Annotated in this window: 18 protein-coding genes; 14 read left to right on the top strand and 4 right to left on the bottom strand. The window is 57.8% G+C overall.

Going from position 1 to position 20,626, the window contains the following annotated elements; genetic code table 11:
• Positions 1–243 precede the first annotated feature (243 nt).
• From RBB82_RS05775 to RBB82_RS05750, 6 genes are read left to right on the top strand one after another with little or no spacing between them, the layout of a single operon-like run.
• Positions 244–918, top strand: a complete 675-nt coding sequence (locus RBB82_RS05775; protein ID WP_433974158.1) for a polysaccharide biosynthesis/export family protein — start codon at positions 244–246, stop codon at positions 916–918.
• Positions 919–926: 8 nt separating this feature from the next.
• Positions 927–2,261, top strand: a complete 1,335-nt coding sequence (locus RBB82_RS05770; protein WP_433974157.1) for a hypothetical protein — start codon at positions 927–929, stop codon at positions 2,259–2,261.
• Positions 2,262–2,270: 9 nt separating this feature from the next.
• Positions 2,271–3,803: a GumC family protein gene (locus RBB82_RS05765; protein WP_433974156.1), complete on the top strand. Its 1,533-nt coding sequence runs from the start codon at positions 2,271–2,273 to the stop codon at positions 3,801–3,803.
• Positions 3,803–4,729 carry an ExeA family protein gene (locus tag RBB82_RS05760; RefSeq protein ID WP_433974155.1) on the top strand — a complete coding sequence of 309 codons (927 nt, stop codon included), beginning with the start codon at positions 3,803–3,805 and terminating at the stop codon, positions 4,727–4,729. The genes RBB82_RS05765 and RBB82_RS05760 overlap by 1 nt, the downstream gene beginning before the upstream one ends.
• Positions 4,726–5,679, top strand: a complete 954-nt coding sequence (locus tag RBB82_RS05755; protein ID WP_433974154.1) for a CpsD/CapB family tyrosine-protein kinase — start codon at positions 4,726–4,728, stop codon at positions 5,677–5,679. The genes RBB82_RS05760 and RBB82_RS05755 overlap by 4 nt, the downstream gene beginning before the upstream one ends.
• 18 nt (positions 5,680–5,697) lie before the next feature.
• A complete protein-coding gene (locus RBB82_RS05750) occupies positions 5,698–7,074 on the top strand; it encodes a sugar transferase (RefSeq protein WP_433974153.1) in 1,377 nt (458 codons plus the stop codon).
• Positions 7,075–7,198: 124 nt separating this feature from the next.
• Here the strand turns inward: RBB82_RS05750 and RBB82_RS05745 are convergent, their stop codons facing one another.
• On the bottom strand, positions 7,199–8,293 hold the full coding sequence (locus tag RBB82_RS05745) for a sigma-54 interaction domain-containing protein (protein ID WP_433974152.1): 1,095 nt from the start codon (positions 8,291–8,293) through the stop codon (positions 7,199–7,201).
• A gap of 507 nt (positions 8,294–8,800) precedes the next feature.
• Here RBB82_RS05745 and RBB82_RS05740 point away from each other — a divergent pair.
• The 5 genes from RBB82_RS05740 (at position 8,801) to RBB82_RS05720 (ending at position 14,155) form a co-directional block, all read left to right on the top strand.
• Positions 8,801–10,234, top strand: a complete 1,434-nt coding sequence (locus RBB82_RS05740) for a sigma 54-interacting transcriptional regulator (protein ID WP_433974151.1) — start codon at positions 8,801–8,803, stop codon at positions 10,232–10,234.
• Positions 10,132–10,731 (top strand): DUF6982 domain-containing protein, encoded by a 600-nt coding sequence (locus RBB82_RS05735; protein WP_433974150.1) that lies wholly within the window; start codon positions 10,132–10,134, stop codon positions 10,729–10,731. The genes RBB82_RS05740 and RBB82_RS05735 overlap by 103 nt, the downstream gene beginning before the upstream one ends.
• 29 nt (positions 10,732–10,760) lie before the next feature.
• A complete protein-coding gene (locus RBB82_RS05730; protein WP_433974149.1) occupies positions 10,761–11,120 on the top strand; it encodes a cupin domain-containing protein in 360 nt (119 codons plus the stop codon).
• Between the two features lie 252 nt (positions 11,121–11,372).
• A complete protein-coding gene (locus RBB82_RS05725; protein WP_433974148.1) occupies positions 11,373–12,731 on the top strand; it encodes an alginate export family protein in 1,359 nt (452 codons plus the stop codon).
• Between the two features lie 173 nt (positions 12,732–12,904).
• Entirely contained in the window at positions 12,905–14,155 is a 1,251-nt protein-coding gene (locus RBB82_RS05720) for a cupin domain-containing protein (protein WP_433974147.1), read from the top strand.
• A 181-nt stretch (positions 14,156–14,336) separates the two neighbouring features.
• Here RBB82_RS05720 and RBB82_RS05715 read toward each other — a convergent pair whose 3' ends face one another.
• Positions 14,337–15,278: a branched-chain amino acid transaminase gene (locus RBB82_RS05715; RefSeq protein WP_433974146.1), complete on the bottom strand. Its 942-nt coding sequence runs from the start codon at positions 15,276–15,278 to the stop codon at positions 14,337–14,339.
• Between the two features lie 60 nt (positions 15,279–15,338).
• Between RBB82_RS05715 and RBB82_RS05710 the strand changes: the two genes are divergently transcribed.
• Together RBB82_RS05710 and egtB are read left to right on the top strand one after the other, a co-directional pair.
• Complete coding sequence (locus tag RBB82_RS05710) at positions 15,339–16,019, top strand: MarC family protein (RefSeq protein ID WP_433974145.1); 681 nt, start codon at positions 15,339–15,341, stop codon at positions 16,017–16,019.
• A 167-nt stretch (positions 16,020–16,186) separates the two neighbouring features.
• Positions 16,187–17,563 (top strand): ergothioneine biosynthesis protein EgtB, encoded by a 1,377-nt coding sequence (gene egtB, locus RBB82_RS05705; RefSeq protein WP_433974144.1) that lies wholly within the window; start codon positions 16,187–16,189, stop codon positions 17,561–17,563.
• Between the two features lie 98 nt (positions 17,564–17,661).
• Here egtB and RBB82_RS05700 read toward each other — a convergent pair whose 3' ends face one another.
• Positions 17,662–18,546 carry a Nif3-like dinuclear metal center hexameric protein gene (locus RBB82_RS05700; RefSeq protein WP_433974143.1) on the bottom strand — a complete coding sequence of 295 codons (885 nt, stop codon included), beginning with the start codon at positions 18,544–18,546 and terminating at the stop codon, positions 17,662–17,664.
• Between the two features lie 113 nt (positions 18,547–18,659).
• A complete protein-coding gene (locus RBB82_RS05695) occupies positions 18,660–19,241 on the bottom strand; it encodes a DUF4136 domain-containing protein (RefSeq protein WP_433974142.1) in 582 nt (193 codons plus the stop codon).
• 243 nt (positions 19,242–19,484) lie between these two features.
• Between RBB82_RS05695 and egtD the strand changes: the two genes are divergently transcribed.
• Positions 19,485–20,519 (top strand): L-histidine N(alpha)-methyltransferase, encoded by a 1,035-nt coding sequence (gene egtD / locus RBB82_RS05690; RefSeq protein WP_433974141.1) that lies wholly within the window; start codon positions 19,485–19,487, stop codon positions 20,517–20,519.
• Positions 20,520–20,626 lie beyond the last annotated feature (107 nt).

The raw sequence follows: 20,626 nt of genomic DNA, 5'->3' as shown, positions 1-20,626 counted from the left end.
CTGCAAATACGCAAGATTTTTCAGCTTCCATATTTAAAACTAACTGAAGGAGAAGTTTGGCCCTCGCTGTGCTGGGAGTCTTGTGATTGCCGATAGAAGACTCCAGCCCTCCAAGGGGCCTCCGGGTTTTCGATATCACTTGAGGCGATATTTGCTCTCGCGCGGGGGGATGCGTAAGAGAATGGATGAGTCAATCCAAAGGCAGTTGAAGATGGGAGCTATTCGATGAGGGTGTTTTGTTCCATGGGTTCCGTTCTGTTGATGCTGGTTGCAGCAGCAGAGGCGCCAATCGCAGCACAAACGAGGTCTGAAGTTACAGCGACAGCAGGTTCTCAGGTAACTTCTGCGGCGGTGTCGACAGCGGAACAACAGACGACAGCTACCGCCCCGGCCAGGGTTCCTCCAGCAGGCGACACAAACTATGCAGGGCCGATGGACGCGTCCCGTTACATCATCGGACCGCAGGACTCCTTGCAGGTAACGGTCTGGAAGGAGCCCACGCTCTCAGGTACGATCCCGGTTCGCCCGGACGGCATGATCTCGCTGGTATTGGTTGGGGATATTCCCGCCGCCGGTCAGACGCCTACAGCGCTATCGGCCGATATCTCTCAGCGGCTCAAGAAGTACATCCAGGATCCCGTGGTTACGGTCGTGGTCCTCGGCGTAAACAGCCAGCGGGTCTTTCTGGTTGGCGAGGTGGGCAAAGTCGGACCAATCATGATGACCCCGGGAATGACCCCGTTGCAGGCGATCGTCTCTGCGGGAGGACTGACGCAGTTCGCCAGCTCGAAGCACATCTACATCTTGCGGTCGGTAAGCGGGAAACAACAGAAGATACTGTTCAATTACAAGCAGGCGCTGAAAGGCGACAATTCGGGGGTCTCGCTTCTTCCAGGAGACACAATCGTCGTCCCATGAAGGAAAGTATGAAAATCCGTATCGTGATGTCGGCCCTGTTATTGACAGCGAACTTCGTCTGTCATGCTCAGGCCGTGCCAACTGCAGAATCACCATTAATGAGCTCGAGCCTCGGCCCGAATCTTCCCTCGCTCGATGGTGTCGTCCACTACGCGCTCAGCGCATCCGAGATCGTACAGTATGGATACTATGGGCCCGGCGACGTGTCGCACTCGACCGACCTCAGCGGTGATATCGCTTACACCTCGAAGAGCACGGTGCGGCCCTTCGGCTTGCTTTTTGCAGGTGGTGTCATCCTGGCAAATCAGTCCGGGCAGGGGACGTCGACCTTCTGGAATCTATCCGCCTCGCAGGGATACATCACCCGTCATTGGGCGTTCAATATCTCCGATTCGTTCAGCTTTCTGCCTCAGTCGCCGACCACGGGGATCTCGGGTATCGCTGGCATTGGCGACATCGGTGCGTTTCCGATCGATAGTCCCACGACAGGTCCGGCGGGCGGAATCCTGACAACCTCGGGCGACCGCATCGGCAACACATTGACCGGCAGCGTGGAACGCCAGATCGCCTCAAACACCTCCATCAGCGGTTCGGGCAGCTGGAGCATCCTCCATTACCTTGACGACAATGCAGAGCAGGGTCTGGACAACACGCAGATTACCGGCATCGTGTCGCTCAATCAGCGTTTGGATGCTCGAAGCTCTGCCAGCCTCAGCGCCGTTTACTCTGACTATTACTTCACCGGTCCGAACTCTGGCCCGGATGAGCCAAACTTTACGACGCGTGGTATCAATCTCTCCTATTCGCGAGTCTTAAGCCGCTCGTTCAGCGCCAACATCTCTGCCGGTCCCCAGTGGGTCTCGAGTTCAAACGGACTGCTCATTCCATCGGCGATCAATGTCGCTGTCTCTGCCGGTCTCTCGTATGGATATCGCAACACTCACGCGTCGGTGACTTACTCGCGAGGCGTGAACAACGGCTCCGGTGTCATACCCGGTGCGTTGTCTGATGGCATTTCGGGCGCCGTGGGGCACACCTGGGGACGTAACTGGCTGGCATCGCTCAGCGCGGCCTACACGCACACAGCCGGTCTGACTCAGGTGCTGAACGGCGATTCCCTTGTCTCGACGAATGAAGTCTTCGATACCGTCTACGGCGGCGGCCAGGTCACCCGCCGAATCGGCACGCATTTCTCCGGCTATGTCAGCTACACGGCGCAAAATCAGTCGAACAACAATGCGAATCTGCTGGCTACGCCCTTCAACGTACTCAATGGAACCTCCCAGACGTTTGGAGTTGGTATCACGTTCAGCCCCCGCTCAACCAATCTGGGGCAATTTTAAGGAGTCTTCATGCTTGGTCATCGCGCGCTGACGCTGCAGGACTACACCACCATTCTGAAACGGAGATGGTGGATCATCGCCATCCCGGCGGTCGTGTTTCCTATCGTCGGATATGCTCTTACGTTTCTCGTGCAGCCGCAGTACATCTCTCAGACCCTGGTCCTTGTCGAACAGCAAAAGGTGCCCGAGTCGTATGTCAAAGCGGTGGTCACCGAGGACCTGAGCGGGCGATTGGCTTCCATGAAGGAACAGATCCTGAGCCGTTCGCGCCTGCAACCCATCATCGAACGCTTCAACCTGTTTGCCAATGGAAAGATGTCGATGGACGAGCGCATCGACCTGACGAGAAAGAATATCGGCATCACGCCGATTCAGTCGGAGATTGCACGCACCAACGGTCTACCCGGATTCTTCATCTCCTTCAAGGCAAACGACGCACGCACCGCACAATTGGTATGCGGAGAGATCCAGTCTCTCTTTGTCAGCGAAAACCTCAGTGACCGCGCAGCGTCGGCCGCAGGAACAACGGACTTTCTCAAGGGCCAGCTCGCTGATGCGAAGGCGAAGCTGGATGAACAGGACGCGAGGCTGGCGAAGTTCCAGCAGACGTACATGGGCAAACTGCCCGGTGCTGAAGTGTCGAACATCAACATGTTGACGACTCTCAACACGCAGCTCGATGCCGCAACCCAGGCGCTGGCCCGCATGGAGCAGGACAAGAGCTATGCCGAGTCGATCCTGGCGATGCAGCAGGCCCAGCAGCCCCAGACCACGGAGCATGGCGGAATCGCACCTCAGGCCCAGCAGCAGGAGCTGCAACAGCTTCAGGCGCAGGAGGCTGACCTCACCGCTCGCTACACCGACGACTATCCGGATGTGGTGAGCGTGCGGCGAAAGATCAAAGAGCTGCAGCAGAAGTTGGCCCAGGCACCTGCGGCCGCCATCGCGCCGGCAGCTTCAACGCCCAAGCCCACCGACTCCGTCAGCGTCCAGCAGATGCGTGCTCAACTCCGCGCGATGGAGCAGGGCATTGCTCAGAAGAGACGTGACCAGGCGGCGATTCAGAGCCAACTACGGACGTATCAGGATCGCGTTGCAGCCAGTCCGGCGGTCGAAGAGGAGTACAAGAGCATCACCCGAGATAACCAGACCGCGCAGGCGTTCTATGATGATCTGCTCAACAAGCTGAATCAATCCAAGATGGCGACGGACCTCGAAAAGCGCCAGCAGGGCGAACAGTTCCGCGTCATGGATGAGCCCAACCTTCCCGAGTCACCCTCTTCGCCGAAGCGCTCGGTATTCGTCACAGCTGGTCTTGCGGCGGGCCTGGCTCTTGGCCTGTTCATCGTGGGCTTGCTCGAGTATCTCGACACCGCTGTACGAAACGAGCGCGATATCTGGGCCTTTACGAAACTCCCCACGCTCGGTGTCATCGGATTTGCCGGAGAGCAGGCCTCTGAGGCGCCGAAGAAGAGATGGTTCGGCCGTCAAACCCCAGATCTAGCTGCGGGAACCAAGCCGCTCATGAATGCGGGGGGCTAATGTATAACACCTTCTTCAAACTGCAGAGCAGCCCGTTTGGAACAAGTCCCGACCCGCGGTTTCTTTACATGATGCCGCACACGCGCGAAGCACTTGCGTGCCTGGAGTATGGAATCTCCGCACGGAAGGGCTTCACAGTACTGACCGGAGAAGTGGGGACAGGCAAGACCACGCTCCTGCGCCGTGCTCTAAGCTCGTTCAGTGGCCGCAGAGTCTCCACCGCGTTCGTCTTCAATCCGCGTCTGGACGTTCTGGACTTTCTAGAATTTGTGTTGACCGACTTCGGCCTCATCCCCGCGACACGGACCAAATCCGGCATGCTGCTGCAGTTGAATCGCTGGCTGATTGAACGGTTCCGTATGGAGGAGACCTGCGTGGTCGTCGTCGACGAAGCGCAAAATCTCTCATGGGAGCTACTCGAAGAGATTCGGCTGCTGACGAACCTCGAAACCTCGTCGGAGAAGCTCTTACAGATCGTGTTGTCAGGGCAGCCGGAGCTGGAGGAGAAGTTACGCCATCCAAGCGTGCGGCAGCTTCGCCAGCGAGTCTCGCTGTGGTGCCGTACACAGGCTCTCACCGAAAGCCAGACACACGCCTATGTCGCCGAGCGCCTCAGGATCTCCGGAGCCACTTCGCCGCTCTTCTCGCCCGAAGCGCTGGCGCTGGTTCACCGCTTCAGCCGAGGCATCCCACGCATCATCAATCTGCTCTGCGAGCACTCGCTCATCGTTGCGTACGTGGAGCAGGTCCAGCAGGTCACCGAGGCGATCGTCGAGGGTGTGGCCGCCGAACTTGAGTTAGAGACTCAGCCGTTCATGGTCTCTTCGGCTGCGCTGGGTAACTCGCGCGCGGAGCCGGGGTTGACAACAAAAGAAGACAACTTTATGGCGGCTTTCAACAGGGAGCCGGGAAGGCACGATCGATGAGCCGCATCTACGAAGCACTCCAGAAGGCAGAGACCGAGCGAAAGTTGGAGCGGCGAGAACCCGAGCCGCAGAAGCCGGCCTACAGCGCGCCCGTGCATACGACGACGGCAGTCGCAGTGGCCGACGAAGACCACATCCTCCACGCGCCGATCGTCACCGAGCCATATGTTGAGCCGTCTTATGCCCGACAGCCAAACGACAACTCGCTGGACCTGAGCAAAGTTGTGACTCGCCCCTGGGCCCTGTCGCCTACGCAGACTCCGGCACTCCTCGAGCGTGGCCCTGCAGTAGAACAGTTCCGCAGTCTCCGCTCCCGAATCTTTGAGCTTCGCGACATCAACCCACTCAAGACCATCCTGGTGACGAGCGGCCTTCCGCAAGAGGGCAAGAGCTTCGTCTCAACCAACCTCGCGATGAGCCTAGCCCGCCACAAGAACAGCAAGGTGCTGCTGATCGACGGCGATATGCGGCGCTATACGCTGCACCAGATCCTCGGGTGCGAATCGCATCCGGGTCTGGCGGACTATCTTGCCGGCAAGGCAACTCTTGTCGAAGCGATGCAGCGGCCAGAGCCATTCGAAAAGATGACTCCCGGAGCCGCATCCATCCAGCAGAACCTCACCTTTATCGCCGGCGGAAATGGCGGCGACAAGGCAGCCGATCTCTCGGGTAGCCCACGCTTCGAGGAGCTGATCCGGCTGGCATCTCCGCACTTCGACTGGATTATCGTCGACTCTTCGCCTGTAGTGCCGGTTTCCGATGCGGTAAACCTGGCTCGTTCCTGCGATGGGGTTCTCCTGGTCGCACGCGGAGGGGTAACGAAGTTTCCCGTCGCACAGCGTGCGCAGAGCGAGTTGAAGGCCTCCAACATCCTGGGGTTTGTCCTGAACGCCGTAGAGGAAGTACCGAACGTTGGCGGCTATTACGGGTACTACAACGCAAAGCACTAACAGGGAGCGATTGACCAGATGATCCGGCTCTTCAATGTGTACTATCCCACGCGCACCATCGTTCTCCTGCTGTGCGAAGCACTGATTGTGAGTGGCTGCTTTCTGCTGGCGACGGTGTTGCTGCTTGGGCCAGATACGTATCTCGTCCTGAACTACGAGAACGGCACCTTGAAGATCCTCGCTCTGACCGTTCTGACGCTGCTCTTCTCGTACTACTTCGACCTGTATGAGCCTCAGCGAATCTCCGCAAGCTGGGAGATCTACTTCCGCCTGTTGCTGGTGCTCGGCTTCCTCTCGTTTCTGCTCTCCGTCATCATCTTCCTCTTTCCGGCCGCTGATATCGCGCACTACGTTCTGCTGCTCGGACTCATGTTCCTCACCGCAGCACTCGTAGCCTGGCGCAGCGCCTACGAATGGATCATCGGAAGAGAGATGTTCCGCGAACGCGTCTACGTCCTGGGCGCCGGCGAACGTGCCCAGACGATCGTGAACCTGCTCGGGTCGCGCAAAGATGCCGGTATGGAGGTAGTCGGCTGGGATGGCGTGGTGAGCGACAGGGCAGAGCGTAAAGAGGCGATCCATGCTGCCCTTGCGCGCTTCAGCGGGCCGAAGCCCCAGGTCGATCGTGTCATCGTTGCGCTTGAAGATCGCCGCGGGGAGTTTCCCGTCGGGGATCTACTCAAACTTCGTTTCAACGGAGTCGTCATCGAGGAAGGGGGCAGTTTGCTGGAGCGCCTCACCGGAAAGCTGCACCTCGATGGACTTCATCCGAGCACTTTTATCTATAGCGAAGGGTTTCGCATAAAGCCCTCGCAGCAGATCGCACGACGTATAGTCTCGACGCTCACGGCAGCAATCGGTCTCCTACTCTTCCTGCCCTTCTTTCCGTTTGTTGTACTGCTAGTTAGGCTCTCGTCTCCAGGTCCGATCTTCTTTCGCCAGACTCGCGTCGGCCTCGGTGGCAAAAACTTCACCGTCTTCAAGTTTCGTACGATGCGCACCGACGCTGAAGTTGCGGGCGCTAAGTGGGCCACAAAAAACGATCCACGTGTAACCCGCGTCGGCATGTTCATGCGCAAGACCCGACTAGACGAGGTACCTCAGCTATGGAATGTTCTGCGCGGCGATATGGGATTTGTCGGCCCACGGCCCGAGCGGCCAGAGTTTGTTCCCTGGCTCACCGAACAGATCCCCTACTTCAATCTCCGCCACATGATTCGTCCAGGACTGACGGGGTGGGCGCAGGTGCGCTACGGCTACGGAGCAACCCTGGCCGAGAGCCGAGAGAAGCTGGAGTTTGATCTCTACTACATCAAACACATGACCCTTGGACTTGATCTGCTGATCATGTTCGAGACCGTGAAGACGATCATTCGACGTCAAGGCGCACAGTAAATCGCATCAGCGGCTCTAGCTAATGCGATCTCGTCTATATATATATAGATACTCGAAATAATTCGCAGTTCAGAGTAAGTGCAGCCTTCGTATACGCCGGCCGTTCTCGTGAACTTGAATCAGTTCAATAGATGCGGGTCCGAGAAGAGAGAGCATTCTTCAAGGTCCGCTCTTCTTTCTTGACGAGATGAGGCATACGGAGTGGCCGCGGAGGAACCTCGGGCATACCAACCTCGCTCAGTTTATAAAGCAGCGAGCGATAGCTGATTTGAAGCCATTTTGCCGTCTTTTGCCTATTCCAGCTATTCTCCTGAAGAACCTTCAGGATGATCTGCCGCTCAAGATCCTGGGTAGCTTTTTTGGTGATGTTTTTGAGGGAAACGGGCTCGCTCAAGTCGATGTCGGTGGTGATGCCGTTGCGCGCAGTCTCAGGCATCAGCTCTGCGACGAGCGCCTCCTCGCTTCCGATCAGCACATAGCTGCGAATGAGATTCTCCAGTTGACGGATGTTGCCCGGCCAATAGTAGTTCTGCATCAGGCGGACTGCGCTCTTGGAGAGTAATTCCGGTGTAGTGTGGAAAATCTTTGCATAGTGCTCAATGAAGTAGTCGATGAGCACGGGCAGATCTGCGATCCTCTGCCGCAGCGGCGGCAGGTTTACGGTCACCGCATTGATACGGAAGAGGAAGTCCAAACGGAAGGTTCCGTCTTCGACCTGATTACGAAGATCAGTGTTTGAAGCTGACACCAGGCGGGTAGCGATCGACCGCGGTTCGTGGCCGCCTACCCGGACGAAGGTTCCATCCTGAAGGACCTGCAACAGCTTCGATTGAACTCCCAGGTCGAGGCTTCCGACCTCATCCAGAAACAACGTGCCATTGTGCGACTGCTCAACGCGGCCGAGTTTCGTAGACATTGCCCCTGTAAATGCGCCTTTTTCATAGCCAAACAGCTCAGTTTCAAGCAGGGTATGAGGGATCGCCGGGCAGCTGACCTTCACTAAGGAGCCCCGGGCTCGCATCGAAAAAGCGTGCAGCAGACGCACGCAGATCTCTTTGCCGGTGCCGCTCTCGCCCTGGATCAGGACGGGGACATCGGTCTCGGCGACGCGCTCGAGCTTGTTGCGAACCGCTTGCATTGCAGCGGTTTTCCCAAAAAAGATCTCCAAAGGTGGGAGGTTAAGAGAGACGGCGGATTCGGCGTGATGGACCAAGGTCATTTTTTCCTATCGGCGTAGGGAAACCCGCGAAGTATTCAATGCGGCTCTTACTGCACGTCGAGAGCCAACCCGTAGATGAAAAGCGGAAAAGTGGACCGAAAAACCCTCTCTAAAGTGAAATTTCATATACGATCAAACCGGCGAATTGGACTGAAATGCCCTATTTACCTGTGATTTCCGAGTCACCACGCCAGCTTTCACCAAAGTAACCTTGTGAAAAAAGTTTACATTTTTTAAGTTCCACTTTGGCAACTACCATGTAAGCTAGGCCTACTCGGTAACGGGAGTGGAAAACCTTTATCTCTTTTGTCGGCAAAGTTCTTAACATTTTTGTGCAAAGTCTATGTTGAACGATCTAGAATCCGCGAAGCAGTCAGTTTCAATAGCTGAATGTCTTCGCATCTGCCTAGATTGATGCGTCAGCTTGAACCCGGGGGCCAACCGAGTTCAAGACCATCGCCGGCCCTGGGCAATTAAGTCCAGCACGGCAAATTTGAGGTACTTTGTATGTCCGCAGCACTCTCCTACCCAATCACTGCCTTGAGACCGAACGCCAAGTCACGCGCCCAGGTTCTTATCCTGGAACCGGATTTAGCAGTGCTCGATTATCTCCGGCAGACCCTCGGCTCCCTGTATTCGCTCAGCCTCTTCTCTGATGAGCAGACCCTGCTTGACCGCCTGGAGAAAGCCGACCAGCCTGACCTGCTCTTGCTGGCCCTGCATACCAATCGCGATCCTCTTCCGCTTTTAACTCACATTCGCTGCACCAAGCCCAACCTCGCGGTCATCGTTCTGTCGTGCTCGGCCGAACTGCGGGACCTTGAGATGGTGATCCGTCTCGGTGTCCGCGGCATCGTTATGAAGCCGTTCACCGGCGGCGACGTCGAGCAGGCCATCGAAGAGCATCTTGCCGCTGCGGAAAAGAAGATCCCCGCCGCGGACGCTCTGAAAGAGATTCCTCTCAACGAGACACACTCATTCGTGCGGTCCAGCAAGAGAATGCGCGATCTTGAGGGTCAGGCTGCCCTGGTTGCCCGCGCCGATATTCCTCTTCTGATCCTTGGTGAGAGCGGAACTGGCAAAGAGATCCTCGCCCTCTACACCCACAAGATGTCGTCTCGCAGTCAGAACATCTTCCTGAAGGTCAACTGCGCTGCCGTACCAGCCGATCTGCTGGAAAGCGAGCTCTTCGGCTACGAGCAGGGCGCGTTTACCGGCGCCATCAAGACCAAGCCAGGCAAGTTCGAGGTGTGTACCGGTGGAACTATCTTTCTCGACGAGATCGGCGAGATGCCTGCAATGCTTCAGGCGAAGCTGCTGCAGGTTCTTCAGGACGGAACCTTCTCCCGTCTGGGCAGCCGCTCTCCGATGAAGGTGGACGTCCGGGTCATCGCCGCCACCAACATCAATATGAAGGAGGCAATGGCCAACAAGACCTTCCGTGAGGACCTCTACTACCGCCTGAACGGATTTACCCTCAGCATTCCAGCGCTGCGGGATCGCCGGGAGGAGATTCCTGTCCTGTCGGAGTACTTCATGCGGAAGGGCGCGAAGCGGTACGGTCGCGAGCCTCTCCCGTTGTCTGCAAATCTTCTGAACGCGCTGTCCGAACACTCATGGCCTGGGAATCTGCGCGAACTGGAGAATGTAATCAACCGCTATCTGGTGCTTGGCGAAGAGAAATCGATCGTCGATGAGCTCGCCCCTTCCACGGTTTATCAGGGAGGGTCAGCAACGCCTCAGGAGGTGCCAAGCGGCGCCGGGCTCAAGGCGATGGTCCGCAACCTCAAAGGTGATGCGGAGTCGACGGCCATTGCACAGGTACTGGAGGGAACTGGATGGAACAGGAAGGCCGCGGCAAACGATCTCCAAATCAGCTACAAGGCGCTCCTGTACAAGATCAAGCAATACGACCTGTCGCCACGGAACCACGCATCGTAAAGCCAAAGAACACCGAAAATGAGTTATCCGAGGCGTACCGTGTTGTAGTCCGGTATGAGAGTCACGCCGTTCGCGGGGTTATCGAGCAGGATGAGCTCGGTTCGATCGACCAGCTTCTCCGCAACGAGCCCGTTTACCCACTGGACTCCATCCGCCTGAAGCTTCTGGACTCAGATGCTGTAGAAGACGTGCCTACCAAGGACGCGAAGGCCGTCTTCTTCGTCAAAACCTTCGACGGCGATCTTCGCCACAGAGCTCTCCACTTCCACGAACACGCGCCCATCGTGCCCGGCCTCTGGGTGCGCGTCTACTTTTACGATGGCGAGATGATCGAAGGGATCATTAGCAATACGCGGGATTTTGTGCTCGAGTCAGGCTTCTTCCTTCGGCCGACCGATCCGAACGGAAACAACAAGCTCGTCTACGTCCTCAAGGGTGGCCTCAAGGATTTTCACGTGCTCGGCATGCGCTATCCTTCGAAAGCCTCCACTTTGTAATTCGACAATAAGCCAGGACGGTTCCCTCGGTGGCGAAACACCCCATCAGCGCAAAGACTGCCGAACACTACAAATGGGGCGGCGATCTCGGAACCGACTGCGACGGCTGGCATCTGGTCAAGACGCCCGACCTCAGCGTCATCGAAGAGCTCATGCCACCCGGCACGCATGAGCGTCGCCACTACCATCTTCATACGCGGCAGTTCTTCTATGTTCTCGATGGAGTTTTGTCCCTCGAAGTCGAAGGCCAGACCTTCGATCTTCAGGCCGGAGAGGGAATCGAAGTCTCTCCCCGCCAGCCGCATCAAGCCTTTAATCGAAGTCCCGCATTTGTGCGCTTCCTGGTTACAAGCCAACCACCGAGTCACGGCGACCGTGTCAACGAGTGATTGGATCTTGCCGCGCCGCGTACGTTAAGCATCCAAATTTCGTCAGACAACGATGAAGCGAGCGGGGCGCTCATGCCGGTGTACCCGTCGCCGATGAATTGATTAGCTTAATCGGTCCAGTTGTTGACGGAGGTCGATGTGAGCACGTAGCTTTAACTACGCAACATTTTGCAATATATTAGATATTAGATCGGCGGGTTGTATTCGATGAGCAGGGCCCTGAAGTTTGTAACACCAGCAGTAAAGACCTCCTTGAAAAAATCTGCTTTTTTCCTTGGATTGAGCCTAACGGCGTTTCTCGCTTCGCGTGCATCGGCGCAGGAATCGGCAATACACTACATCGAATATCCTGAGATTCAAGGTAAGGTGCAGCGCCTGGAGTTGGGTGCAGTACCGAAGTGGGCGACCTTCGACTCTCAGCTCCGGGGACGCTTCGAGAGCCAGTCTTCCGACACCTACATCTCAGGCAACGGGCAGGATTACATACTCACCCGCATCTATGGCGGGTTCGAGGTGCGCCCGTCCAGGTGGCTCTCCGGATACATCCAGTTCATCGATACGCATGCCCTCGGTCTGCCATTGAAGTACGTCGCAGCGAATCAGCGCGACGTCTTCGATGACCGTCAGGCATACCTCAACCTCCACTTCGAGCGCTTCAAGCTCGTCGCTGGCCGCCAGGAGCTGAAGTATGGCGGCGAACGTCTCGTCGGTATCAGCGACTGGACCAACAATAGCCGCAGCTGGGACGGCTTTCTCGGCCGCTATGGGGATGCCAACCGGGTCGACGTATTTGCTACGTCAGTAGTAGCAGTTCACCCCTCCTCGCTCGACAAGCATGGCGCTGGCCTGACCTTCTTCGGCGCCGTCGGCACCGTCGGGACGTGGGTCCCTCACACCGTCATCCAGCCCTTCCTCTTCGTCAAGGCGTTTCCGCGCGTGCAGAGTGCAAGTGGAGTCTTCGGGACACAGACCACAGTCACACCGGGCGCAGAGGCCGCAGGCGACTATCACGGATTCAACTACGATGTTCTCGGCGCACTTCAGCGCGGCAGCTTCTCGAATGAGTCGATCGACGCAGGCGCCGGCTACTTCAAAGCCGGCTACAGCTCAGGGCGTCTCTTCTGGAAGCCGCGTCTGCGAGCCGAATACGACTACGCCTCGGGCAATCCCCACGGCGACCCCCTCCGGATGGGCACCTTCGATCAGCAATATCCCAGCAATCACAACGCGTTCGGCCTCACCGACCTGTTTGGGTATCAGAACATCAAGCAGGAGCGCATCAATCTGGACATGACTCCCATGAAGCATCTGACGTTGCTCCTTCAGGAGGAGTCGCTCCAGGTCGCTTCAAGATTCGATAACGTATACAGCGGCAGCGCAGGCACAACAATCAAAGCACCCGCAGCCGGATTTCGCAGTGGAGACCTCGGCCATGAGTTTGATGCATCGAGCAAGTATGTCTTCCACGACTCTTTCGTTCTGAATGCCGGCGTCGGGCATCTTTCGTCGGGCACGCTGCTGCGGGAGAACGCGCACGGCGCGCCATTGACGCTCGCATACTTCGGCATGACCTACCGGTTCAAAGTGGATCACAAGACCGCTATGCCATAGACGTTGAACGCAGCAAGAATGGCGTGATATCGCGACTATGCCTGGGTAAAAACTCGACAGTCAGAACGTTGGAAGTTGTCACCTGTTTGTAATTTCTTTAGGCAGAGCGGAGATCCAATCTCCAAGTCGATACCATCAATAACAAGCAACATGAAGCAGAAAGGAAGTTTAAGGTGGCAGAGGAGCAGGATCAATCAAAGGTAAGCCGACGCAGGTTTATCGAAGCAAGCTCAGCGATGTTAGTCGCCGCAGCAGGGATGCAGGTCGCCCACGGCCAGGAAAAGTCAGTCAGAACACCGGAGCACACGGGTATAAACGAAGCCCAGCCTTTGCCGATCAACAAAGCGCTGGACAATCAGAACCCTTCGTCCGTGTGGGCGCCCGAGACCGATGCAGGTGGTCAGCCACCATTCAAATACCCATTCTCCTTTGCCCATAAGCGCATCGAGGAAGGCGGTTGGACCAGGCAGGTGACCGTACGTGATCTGCCGATCTCGAAGAAGATGGCTGGTGTGCAGATGCGCCTGATCAAGGGAGGTGTTCGCGAACTCCACTGGCACGTCGGTGCCGAGTGGGCCTTCATGATCTCAGGAACCGCTCGCATCACGGCCGTCGATCAGCAGGGTCGCGCGTTCGTTGAGGATGTCAGCGCCGGCGATCTGTGGCTCTTTCCCGGCGGAATTCCGCACTCGATCCAGGGTGTCGGTGAAGACGGTGCGACCTTCCTCCTGGTCTTCGATGACGGAAACTTCAATGAGTTTCAGACATTTCTGCTGACGGACTGGTTGACCCACACCCCGAAGGAGGTCCTTGCGAAGAACTTCGGCGTGCCCGAGTCGACCTTCGACAACGTGCCTAAGAAAGAGCTCTTCATCTTCGAGCGTGAGCTGCCCCGCCCCTTGGCGGAAGAGAAGCGTGACGCCTCGGAGGGCACCGGAATGGTGCCGAACACCTTCGCGTTCTTTACCGGCAAGATGCAGCCCACCAAGGTTTCCAGGGGCGGCGAAGTCAAGATCATTGACCGGAAGAACTTTCCCATAACCAACATCGCATCGGCGATCGTCACCCTCAAGCCGGGTGGGTTGCGCGAGCTCCACTGGCATCCCAACGAGGACGAGTGGCAGTACTACGTCAAAGGAAAGGGCCGCATGACCGTCTTCTCTGCTGGCGGCCATGCACGCACCATGGACTTTGAGGAGGGCGACGTAGGATACATCGAGCGTTCGGTACCGCACTACATCGAGAACACCGGAGACACCGATCTCCAGTTCCTTGAAGTCTTCCCGACGGCGAACTACGAGGACATCTCACTGGCGGAGTGGCTGGCCCACACACCATCACGGCTGGTGAACGAACACATCGCCACAGGCGAGGAGTTCCTTCGCAAGATCCCCAAGAAGGAAATGGTCATCACACCTGAATAAATGCCTTTGTTCTCTCCGAAGGAAGAGGCAGCCGTCATGGCTGCCTCTTCTGTTATGACCGTGGCTCCCTTAATTCTGCTCCGTTCGCCACCCTTCGCCACTCAACGACGTAAATTTCCCCAAAAAAATAGAAGAGGCAGCATCAAAGCTGCCTCTTCTATTTCGTAAATAATTTAGTTTCTTATACGCCGACTGGCTCCGCGACCTTCACATTCACCGGCGTCAGCCAGTTGTGGCGATCAGGCAACGTGCCATGCACAATGCCGAAGAACTCATCGTGCAGCGCCTTGGTGATCGGCCCCATCGTGCCATCGCCAACCAGGATGCGGTCGACCGAGCGCAGGTGCGTCACCTCGGCAGCCGTGCCGGTGAAGAACGCCTCATCGCAGATGTAGAGCATCTCGCGTGGGAGCGCCTGTTCTACAACTTCGATCCCAAGCTGCTTCGCCAGCGTCAGCACCGAGCTACGCGTGATGCCGTTGAGCACCGAGTTCGCCAGCGGCGTGGTGTAAAGCACCCCTCCACGCACCAGAAACAGGTTCTCGCCCGAGCCTTCCGACAGATACCCATTCGTATCCAGCCCGATCCCTTCTGAGTAGCCGTTGATCTCGGCTTCCATGCGAATCAGCTGCGAGTTCATGTAGTTCGCACCAGCTTTGGCGAGCGTCGGCATCGTGTTTGGCGCAAGGCGGCTCCAGCTCGAGACGCAAACATCCGCGCCCGACGTACCCGGAACGTACTTGCCCCAGGGATAGTTTGCGATATAGACCTCGACCGGCGACGTGAGCGGGTTCACTCCAAGCTCACCGTAACCCCGAAACGCGATGGGCCGGATGTAGCAGGGAGCTACGCCATTGGCCTCAACGACATCGACAACAGCGGACGAAAGCTGCTCTGCTGTGTACGGCAGAGGCATGCGATAGATCTTCGCTGAGTCGACCAGACGTGCCATGTGCTCGGGCAGGCGGAAGATGCTCGCCGCGTTCGGCTGCGAGTAGCAGCGAATGCCCTCGAAGACCGATGAGCCGTAGTGGACGACGTGGGACATGACATGAATCTGGGCTTTATCCCACGGGATGAGGTTCCCGTTATGCCAGATATTCGTAGTGGTCTGTATGGGCATTCATGAGCTCCTGAGACTGAAGACCCATTATAACGGCTGCCCGGCATGGGACAATAGAGAGTGGTCTTCGATCCTCATTACGCAAGTATTTCAAGGCTGGAGCACTCCGCCTACGTACAGTTCTCTGTGCTCGCCCTCAGCTCCATCTTCTTTCTCGTCGACCCCTTCGCCGCGCTCCCCACATTCCTTGCAGTAACCGCCGGAGCAGACAAACAGCGGCGACGCAAGATGGCCTGGAAGGCATCGATCACCGCCTTGGTAGTCCTCAGCGCATTCGCCGTGGCGGGTCAGTACATCTTCAAGATGTTTGGCATCACCCTGCCGGCCTTCGAGATCGCAGGCGGCATCATTCTCCTCATCATCGGCCTGGACATGCTCGAAGCCAAGCGGTCGGCCACCCAGGAGTCCACCGAAGAGACCACCGAAGCCGCCCAGAAGGAAGACGCTGGAATTGTGCCACTTGGCATCCCGATGCTGGCCGGTCCTGGCTCCATCACCAGCGTCATGGTCCTCGTCGGCCAAGCGCAGAACCGCTGGCAGATGGTCGCGATCCTCGCCTCAATCTTCATCACTGCAGCCATCTGCTATCTGGTCCTCGGCAACTCCGACCGCGTCGCCCGCGCCATGGGAGAAACCGGCGTCCGCATCCTCGTCCGCATCATGGGTCTCCTTCTGGTCGCGCTCGCCGTGCAATACTTCGTCAACGGCATGGTCGACCTCGGCGTAATCACCAAACCCTAAGCGCCTTTCCAAGCCGCATCCCGGCTTTTACGCGATTATCGCCAGCTACGCGATAATCGCCAGCGTTTCAGCGTAAGATCACGTCACCCCGGTAACCTTTCGGCAACTTCGATGTCTAACCGGGCATCGAATCCTCGTTCGCCATCTCTTCGTAAAGCGAGAACAACATGTCCCCAACTGTTGCCACCACAGCCGCCGTCAGCTCGCTTCTCGCCCGCTACAAAACCATCCGCCAAACCACGCGGCAGCTCTGTAGTCCCCTATCCCCAGAAGACATGATGGTTCAGTCGTGTCCCGAGGCGAGCCCAGTCAAATGGCACCTCGCCCACACCAGTTGGTTCTTCGAGACCTTTGTTTTGCGTGAGTTCGCCGCCGGCTACCAGTCCTTTCACCCCGACTTCCGCTGGCTGTTCAACAGTTACTACAACTCCCTCGGCGACATGCCCGAGAAGAAGCTCCGCGCCTCCTTCTCCCGCCCGCCGCTCGACGCCATCCTCAGCTACCGCGCCCACGTCGACGCAGCGATGATCGCCCTCATGCAGCATCCTCTCGAAGACGAAGCCGCTCGCCGCATCGCTCTTGGCCTCGAGCACGAGCAGCAGCACCAGGAGCTCATCGCCACCGACGTCAAGCACGCCCTCTTCACCAACCCCCTCCACCCGCCCTACACCGAAGCCGCCCATCCGAAGACCGAAGCCATCGCCCCACCGCTCGACTGGGTCGACTTCTCCCCAGCCCTCACCGAGATCGGCCTCACCCTCGACCCAGCATCCACCGACACCTTCGCCTTCGACAACGAGACCCCGCGTCACCCCGTCTACATCGCGCCCTACCGCCTCGCCACGCGCCTCATCACCTGCGCCGAGTACCTCGCCTTCATCGACCAGAACGGCTACAACCGCCCCGAGCTCTGGCTCTCCGAGGGATGGACCACCATGCGCGCCGAAGGCTGGCAGGCCCCTCTCTACTGGCGTCGCGACGAAGCCACCAACTCCGGCTGGTCCATCTACACCATGCACGGCTTCCGCTCGCTCGACGACCTCAGCGAAACCCCCGTCTGCCACCTCAGCTTCTTCGAGGCCGACGCCTACGCCCACTGGGCTGGCCATCGTCTCCCCACCGAGTTCGAGTGGGAGCACGCCGCCAGCCAACTCGGCGTCCTGCGCAAAGAGGTTGACTCCCAGCCCGCACTCCTCACTTACCCGCTATCCGAGAACAAAGCGGACGCGGCCACCACAGCGAACCTCCTCGAGACGGGCAAACTCCACCCCACTCCTGCCTCCGCGCTCTCCGGCCTTCAGCAGATCTTCGGCGATGTATGGGAGTGGACTGCCAGCGGCTACACCGGCTATCCCGGCTACAAGCCACTCCCCGGCGCCCTCGGCGAGTACAACGGCAAGTTCATGTCCTCGCAGGTCGTCCTTCGCGGAGGCTCCTGCGTTACACCTGCAACCCACATCCGCGCCACCTATCGCAACTTTTTCTCACCCGCCACGCGCTGGCAGTTCTCCGGCCTCCGCCTTGCTCAGGACGCCACAAAATAAACGAGTCGGTTCCTCTTGTTTGTCATTCCCGAAGGGAATCTGCGTTTGCAGTTTCTACACCATAAGGAAACTCCCATAGCGAAGACGCAACACACGTACTACTTCTTCGCCACCGGCCCATGCTCAGGATTCCAAAGCGGCTGACCCGCCTCAATGTGATCTACCCTCACCCCCGGAAACAGCTCCCGCAACTCCTTCGCGCAGCGCTCCATCCCCGGCTCCTCGGACACCTCATGCCCCAGTAGAATAAGCGCCTTATGCCTCCCCTGCGCCACTGCATCGCGAACATACTCCACCGTCTCCCACTCGCTGGCCTCTCCTGCAATCAGCACTTCGACATCCGGTTGACGCAGAGCGAACACCTGCTTCTCCAGCCCCGACGACCCGGGAAGAAACGCAACATGTGTAATCGACAGCTTCGGATCACCCTCAACCCGCATCGTCTGAATATGTAACTGCTCCTGTAGCTTTTGGGCAAGCTGCCCCAGCGTAGTCTGCGGAATCGTCACAAAGTATTGACCCCGCGGCCCCGCCGGATGCGGATACACCTGCCAACCCAACGCCTCATACACACCCTTCAGGATGTGATCGGTCGTGTCCGCATGAATCTCATCGTGCAGACGGAACACCACCAGATGATGTTCCTTAATAAACGCCAGCTTCTCCTGATAGACCGGGTCATCGGTAAAAAACTTCGTATCGTCCAGATGGTTATAGAACGTTGGCTCATGAGTGATGATCAGGTTGTTGCCGCGCCTCACGGACTCACGCAAAACATCCATCGTATCCAGAAACGTCGTCGTGATCCCAGTCACAACCGTATCGGGATCACCAACCTTGATCGTATCCACCGTATTCGGCGGAGGCGCTGCAGCGTAGCGATGCTGTATCCGAGCAATGGCATCGCCTGCGCGAAGCGTCTGTGCGAACGAAGGCATCGACAGAAGCAGAAGAAATATCGAAACAATGCGCTGAGTCATCATGGCCTGCCACCATTCTATGGCCACTCCTCTGTTGACTCTCGCCAGAACGCAGAAGCGCCCTTCAGCCTGAACAGAAGCTGAGGGGCGTTTCAGAGAAGCTCGAACAGCGAAGTCTACTTACCCGGCTTCGGCGGGAAGCCTTTAAACATCTTCCCAATATCCCCATCGAGCGACTTCGTATTTTTTGCTGCATTGGTCGAGAGATCAGCCGTGGCCAAACCTCTCCAAAGCAGTTTCTTGGTGCTGGCGTCGAACAGATCAATCACCACGTTAGACACAGCCTGAGTGGTCGTGGTCGTCGTAGCTTCTCCGACTCCAGACCCCCAGCCACCACCCCAGCCCCATCCGCCCCAGCCCCAGCCTGCGCCCCAACCCGTACCCCAGCCGCCGCCCAGGCTGTCATACATGGTCTGGGTCTCCTGCTGGTTATGCAGATTGTCCGAGGCAAAGATCGTGACTGAGCCGCCCGAAGGCACCATCTGCCAGCCCTTCGACTGCAACTGCGAGTTGACGGCCTGTTGAATGCGCCCAACATAAAATGGGTCAGACGTCTTAACCTGCCCCCAGGAGTAGGTGTGGTACTGGCTGAAGTTCGCCTGATGGTCGTAGTCGGTCCTCACGTTGTCGCCAAATGCGACGACAGAAGACCCCAGTAAAAGTGCTCCCGCAAGAACAAGTTGTAAACTTAGTCTCATGTGCTCTCCATCTTCTTTGAACACGAATCCAAAGTAACTTCGCTGAATTTGCGGCCTGTCGTCGATCCCGCGAAAAAGTATCCGTCCTCGTTGCGCTGAAATCAAGTCAATTTCGAAACATGAAAGATTTTGCGAAGATAAAACCGCAAAAGCAGGTACAGATGCATCAAAATCAAACGAAGCGGTTGAGATTCCAACTCAGAGGCACGCCTTCCGCTCAGTCAAGTACCCAGAGGACACGACGTGCCATCAACTATCTTCGCGCCAGAATCGACTCCGATCAGCACTATCGAAGCCATCGCACACGAAGCTCGCGCAGGCCTCGCCGCCACTCCCAAAACCCTCTCCCCCTGGCTGTTCTACGACGAAGCGGGCTCCCGTCTCTTTGAAGAGATCACCGAACTGCCCGAGTACTACCTCACGCGTACCGAACGCAGCATCTTCGCCGCCCACGCCGACGACATACTTCACGAAGCCGCCCGCAACCAGGGCCCGGCAGGCAAGCTCACCCTCATCGAACTCGGCGCAGGCACCGCAACCAAGACCGGAATCCTCCTCGCCGCTGCAGTCCGTCAGCAGGGAAGCGTCGTCTATCAGCCTGTCGACGTCTCAGAGACCGCACTCGCCGAAGCCACCGACAACATCCTCAGCAACATCCCCGGCGTCACCGTCCGCGTTCAGGTAGCCGACTACACACGACAGGCCCTCCCCCTCAACCGCCTCAACAACACCCGCACCTTGGCGCTTTACATCGGCTCCAGCATCGGCAACTTCGCCCCCGAAGACGCGAGAGATGTCCTCCGCAACCTGCGTGCCCAGCTTCTCCCCGGCGACACCCTGCTCCTCGGCACCGATCTCGCACCCAGCGGCGGACCCAACGCCAACAAGACTGTAGCCACACTCCTCGCTGCCTACGACGACGCCGCCGGAACCACCGCAGCCTTCAACCTCAACGTCCTCACTCGTCTCAACCGCGACCTCGGCGCGGACTTCGACACAGAAAACTTCCGTCACCGTGCGTGTTGGAACCCCACCGAGTCCCGCATCGAGATGCACCTCGAATCCCTTACCGCGCAGCGCGTCCACATCCCCGCAAACTCCGCCGGTCCCGCCCTGACAATCGACTTCACCCAGGGCGAAAGCATTCACACCGAGAACAGTTACAAATTCACCACAACCGCCGTAGAAGCCCTACTCTCCTCAGCCAACTTCAAGAGCACAAAATCCTGGCAAGACCCCCAACACCTCTTCGCCGCAACCCTCGCCACCGCCATCTAACCAATCTCGTCCCGTAACTCTGACCGAACCGTTCAACCACCTGCCCGCCCCCTGAGCGCACACCTACCCCCACCGTTGTCATCCTGAGCGCAGCGAAGGACCCCCGC

It is taken from the genome of Tunturiibacter lichenicola, assembly GCF_051013355.1.
Taxonomy (GTDB): Bacteria; Acidobacteriota; Terriglobia; order Terriglobales; family Acidobacteriaceae; genus Edaphobacter; species Edaphobacter lichenicola_F.
The sequence above is the reverse complement of the archived record's forward strand: the minus strand, read 5'-3'. Positions and strand labels throughout refer to the sequence as shown.

Coding starts and splice junctions, on each gene's coding strand:
- RBB82_RS05775 (WP_433974158.1), top strand. CDS start 244: ATGGGTTCCGTTCTGTTGATGCTGGTTGCAGCAGCAGAGGCGCCAATC.
- RBB82_RS05770 (WP_433974157.1), top strand. CDS start 927: ATGAAAATCCGTATCGTGATGTCGGCCCTGTTATTGACAGCGAACTTC.
- RBB82_RS05765 (WP_433974156.1), top strand. CDS start 2,271: ATGCTTGGTCATCGCGCGCTGACGCTGCAGGACTACACCACCATTCTG.
- RBB82_RS05760 (WP_433974155.1), top strand. CDS start 3,803: ATGTATAACACCTTCTTCAAACTGCAGAGCAGCCCGTTTGGAACAAGT.
- RBB82_RS05755 (WP_433974154.1), top strand. CDS start 4,726: ATGAGCCGCATCTACGAAGCACTCCAGAAGGCAGAGACCGAGCGAAAG.
- RBB82_RS05750 (WP_433974153.1), top strand. CDS start 5,698: ATGATCCGGCTCTTCAATGTGTACTATCCCACGCGCACCATCGTTCTC.
- RBB82_RS05745 (WP_433974152.1), bottom strand. CDS start 8,293: ATGACCTTGGTCCATCACGCCGAATCCGCCGTCTCTCTTAACCTCCCA.
- RBB82_RS05740 (WP_433974151.1), top strand. CDS start 8,801: ATGTCCGCAGCACTCTCCTACCCAATCACTGCCTTGAGACCGAACGCC.
- RBB82_RS05735 (WP_433974150.1), top strand. CDS start 10,132: ATGGAACAGGAAGGCCGCGGCAAACGATCTCCAAATCAGCTACAAGGC.
- RBB82_RS05715 (WP_433974146.1), bottom strand. CDS start 15,278: ATGCCCATACAGACCACTACGAATATCTGGCATAACGGGAACCTCATC.
- egtB (WP_433974144.1), top strand. CDS start 16,187: ATGTCCCCAACTGTTGCCACCACAGCCGCCGTCAGCTCGCTTCTCGCC.
- RBB82_RS05700 (WP_433974143.1), bottom strand. CDS start 18,546: ATGATGACTCAGCGCATTGTTTCGATATTTCTTCTGCTTCTGTCGATG.
- RBB82_RS05695 (WP_433974142.1), bottom strand. CDS start 19,241: ATGAGACTAAGTTTACAACTTGTTCTTGCGGGAGCACTTTTACTGGGG.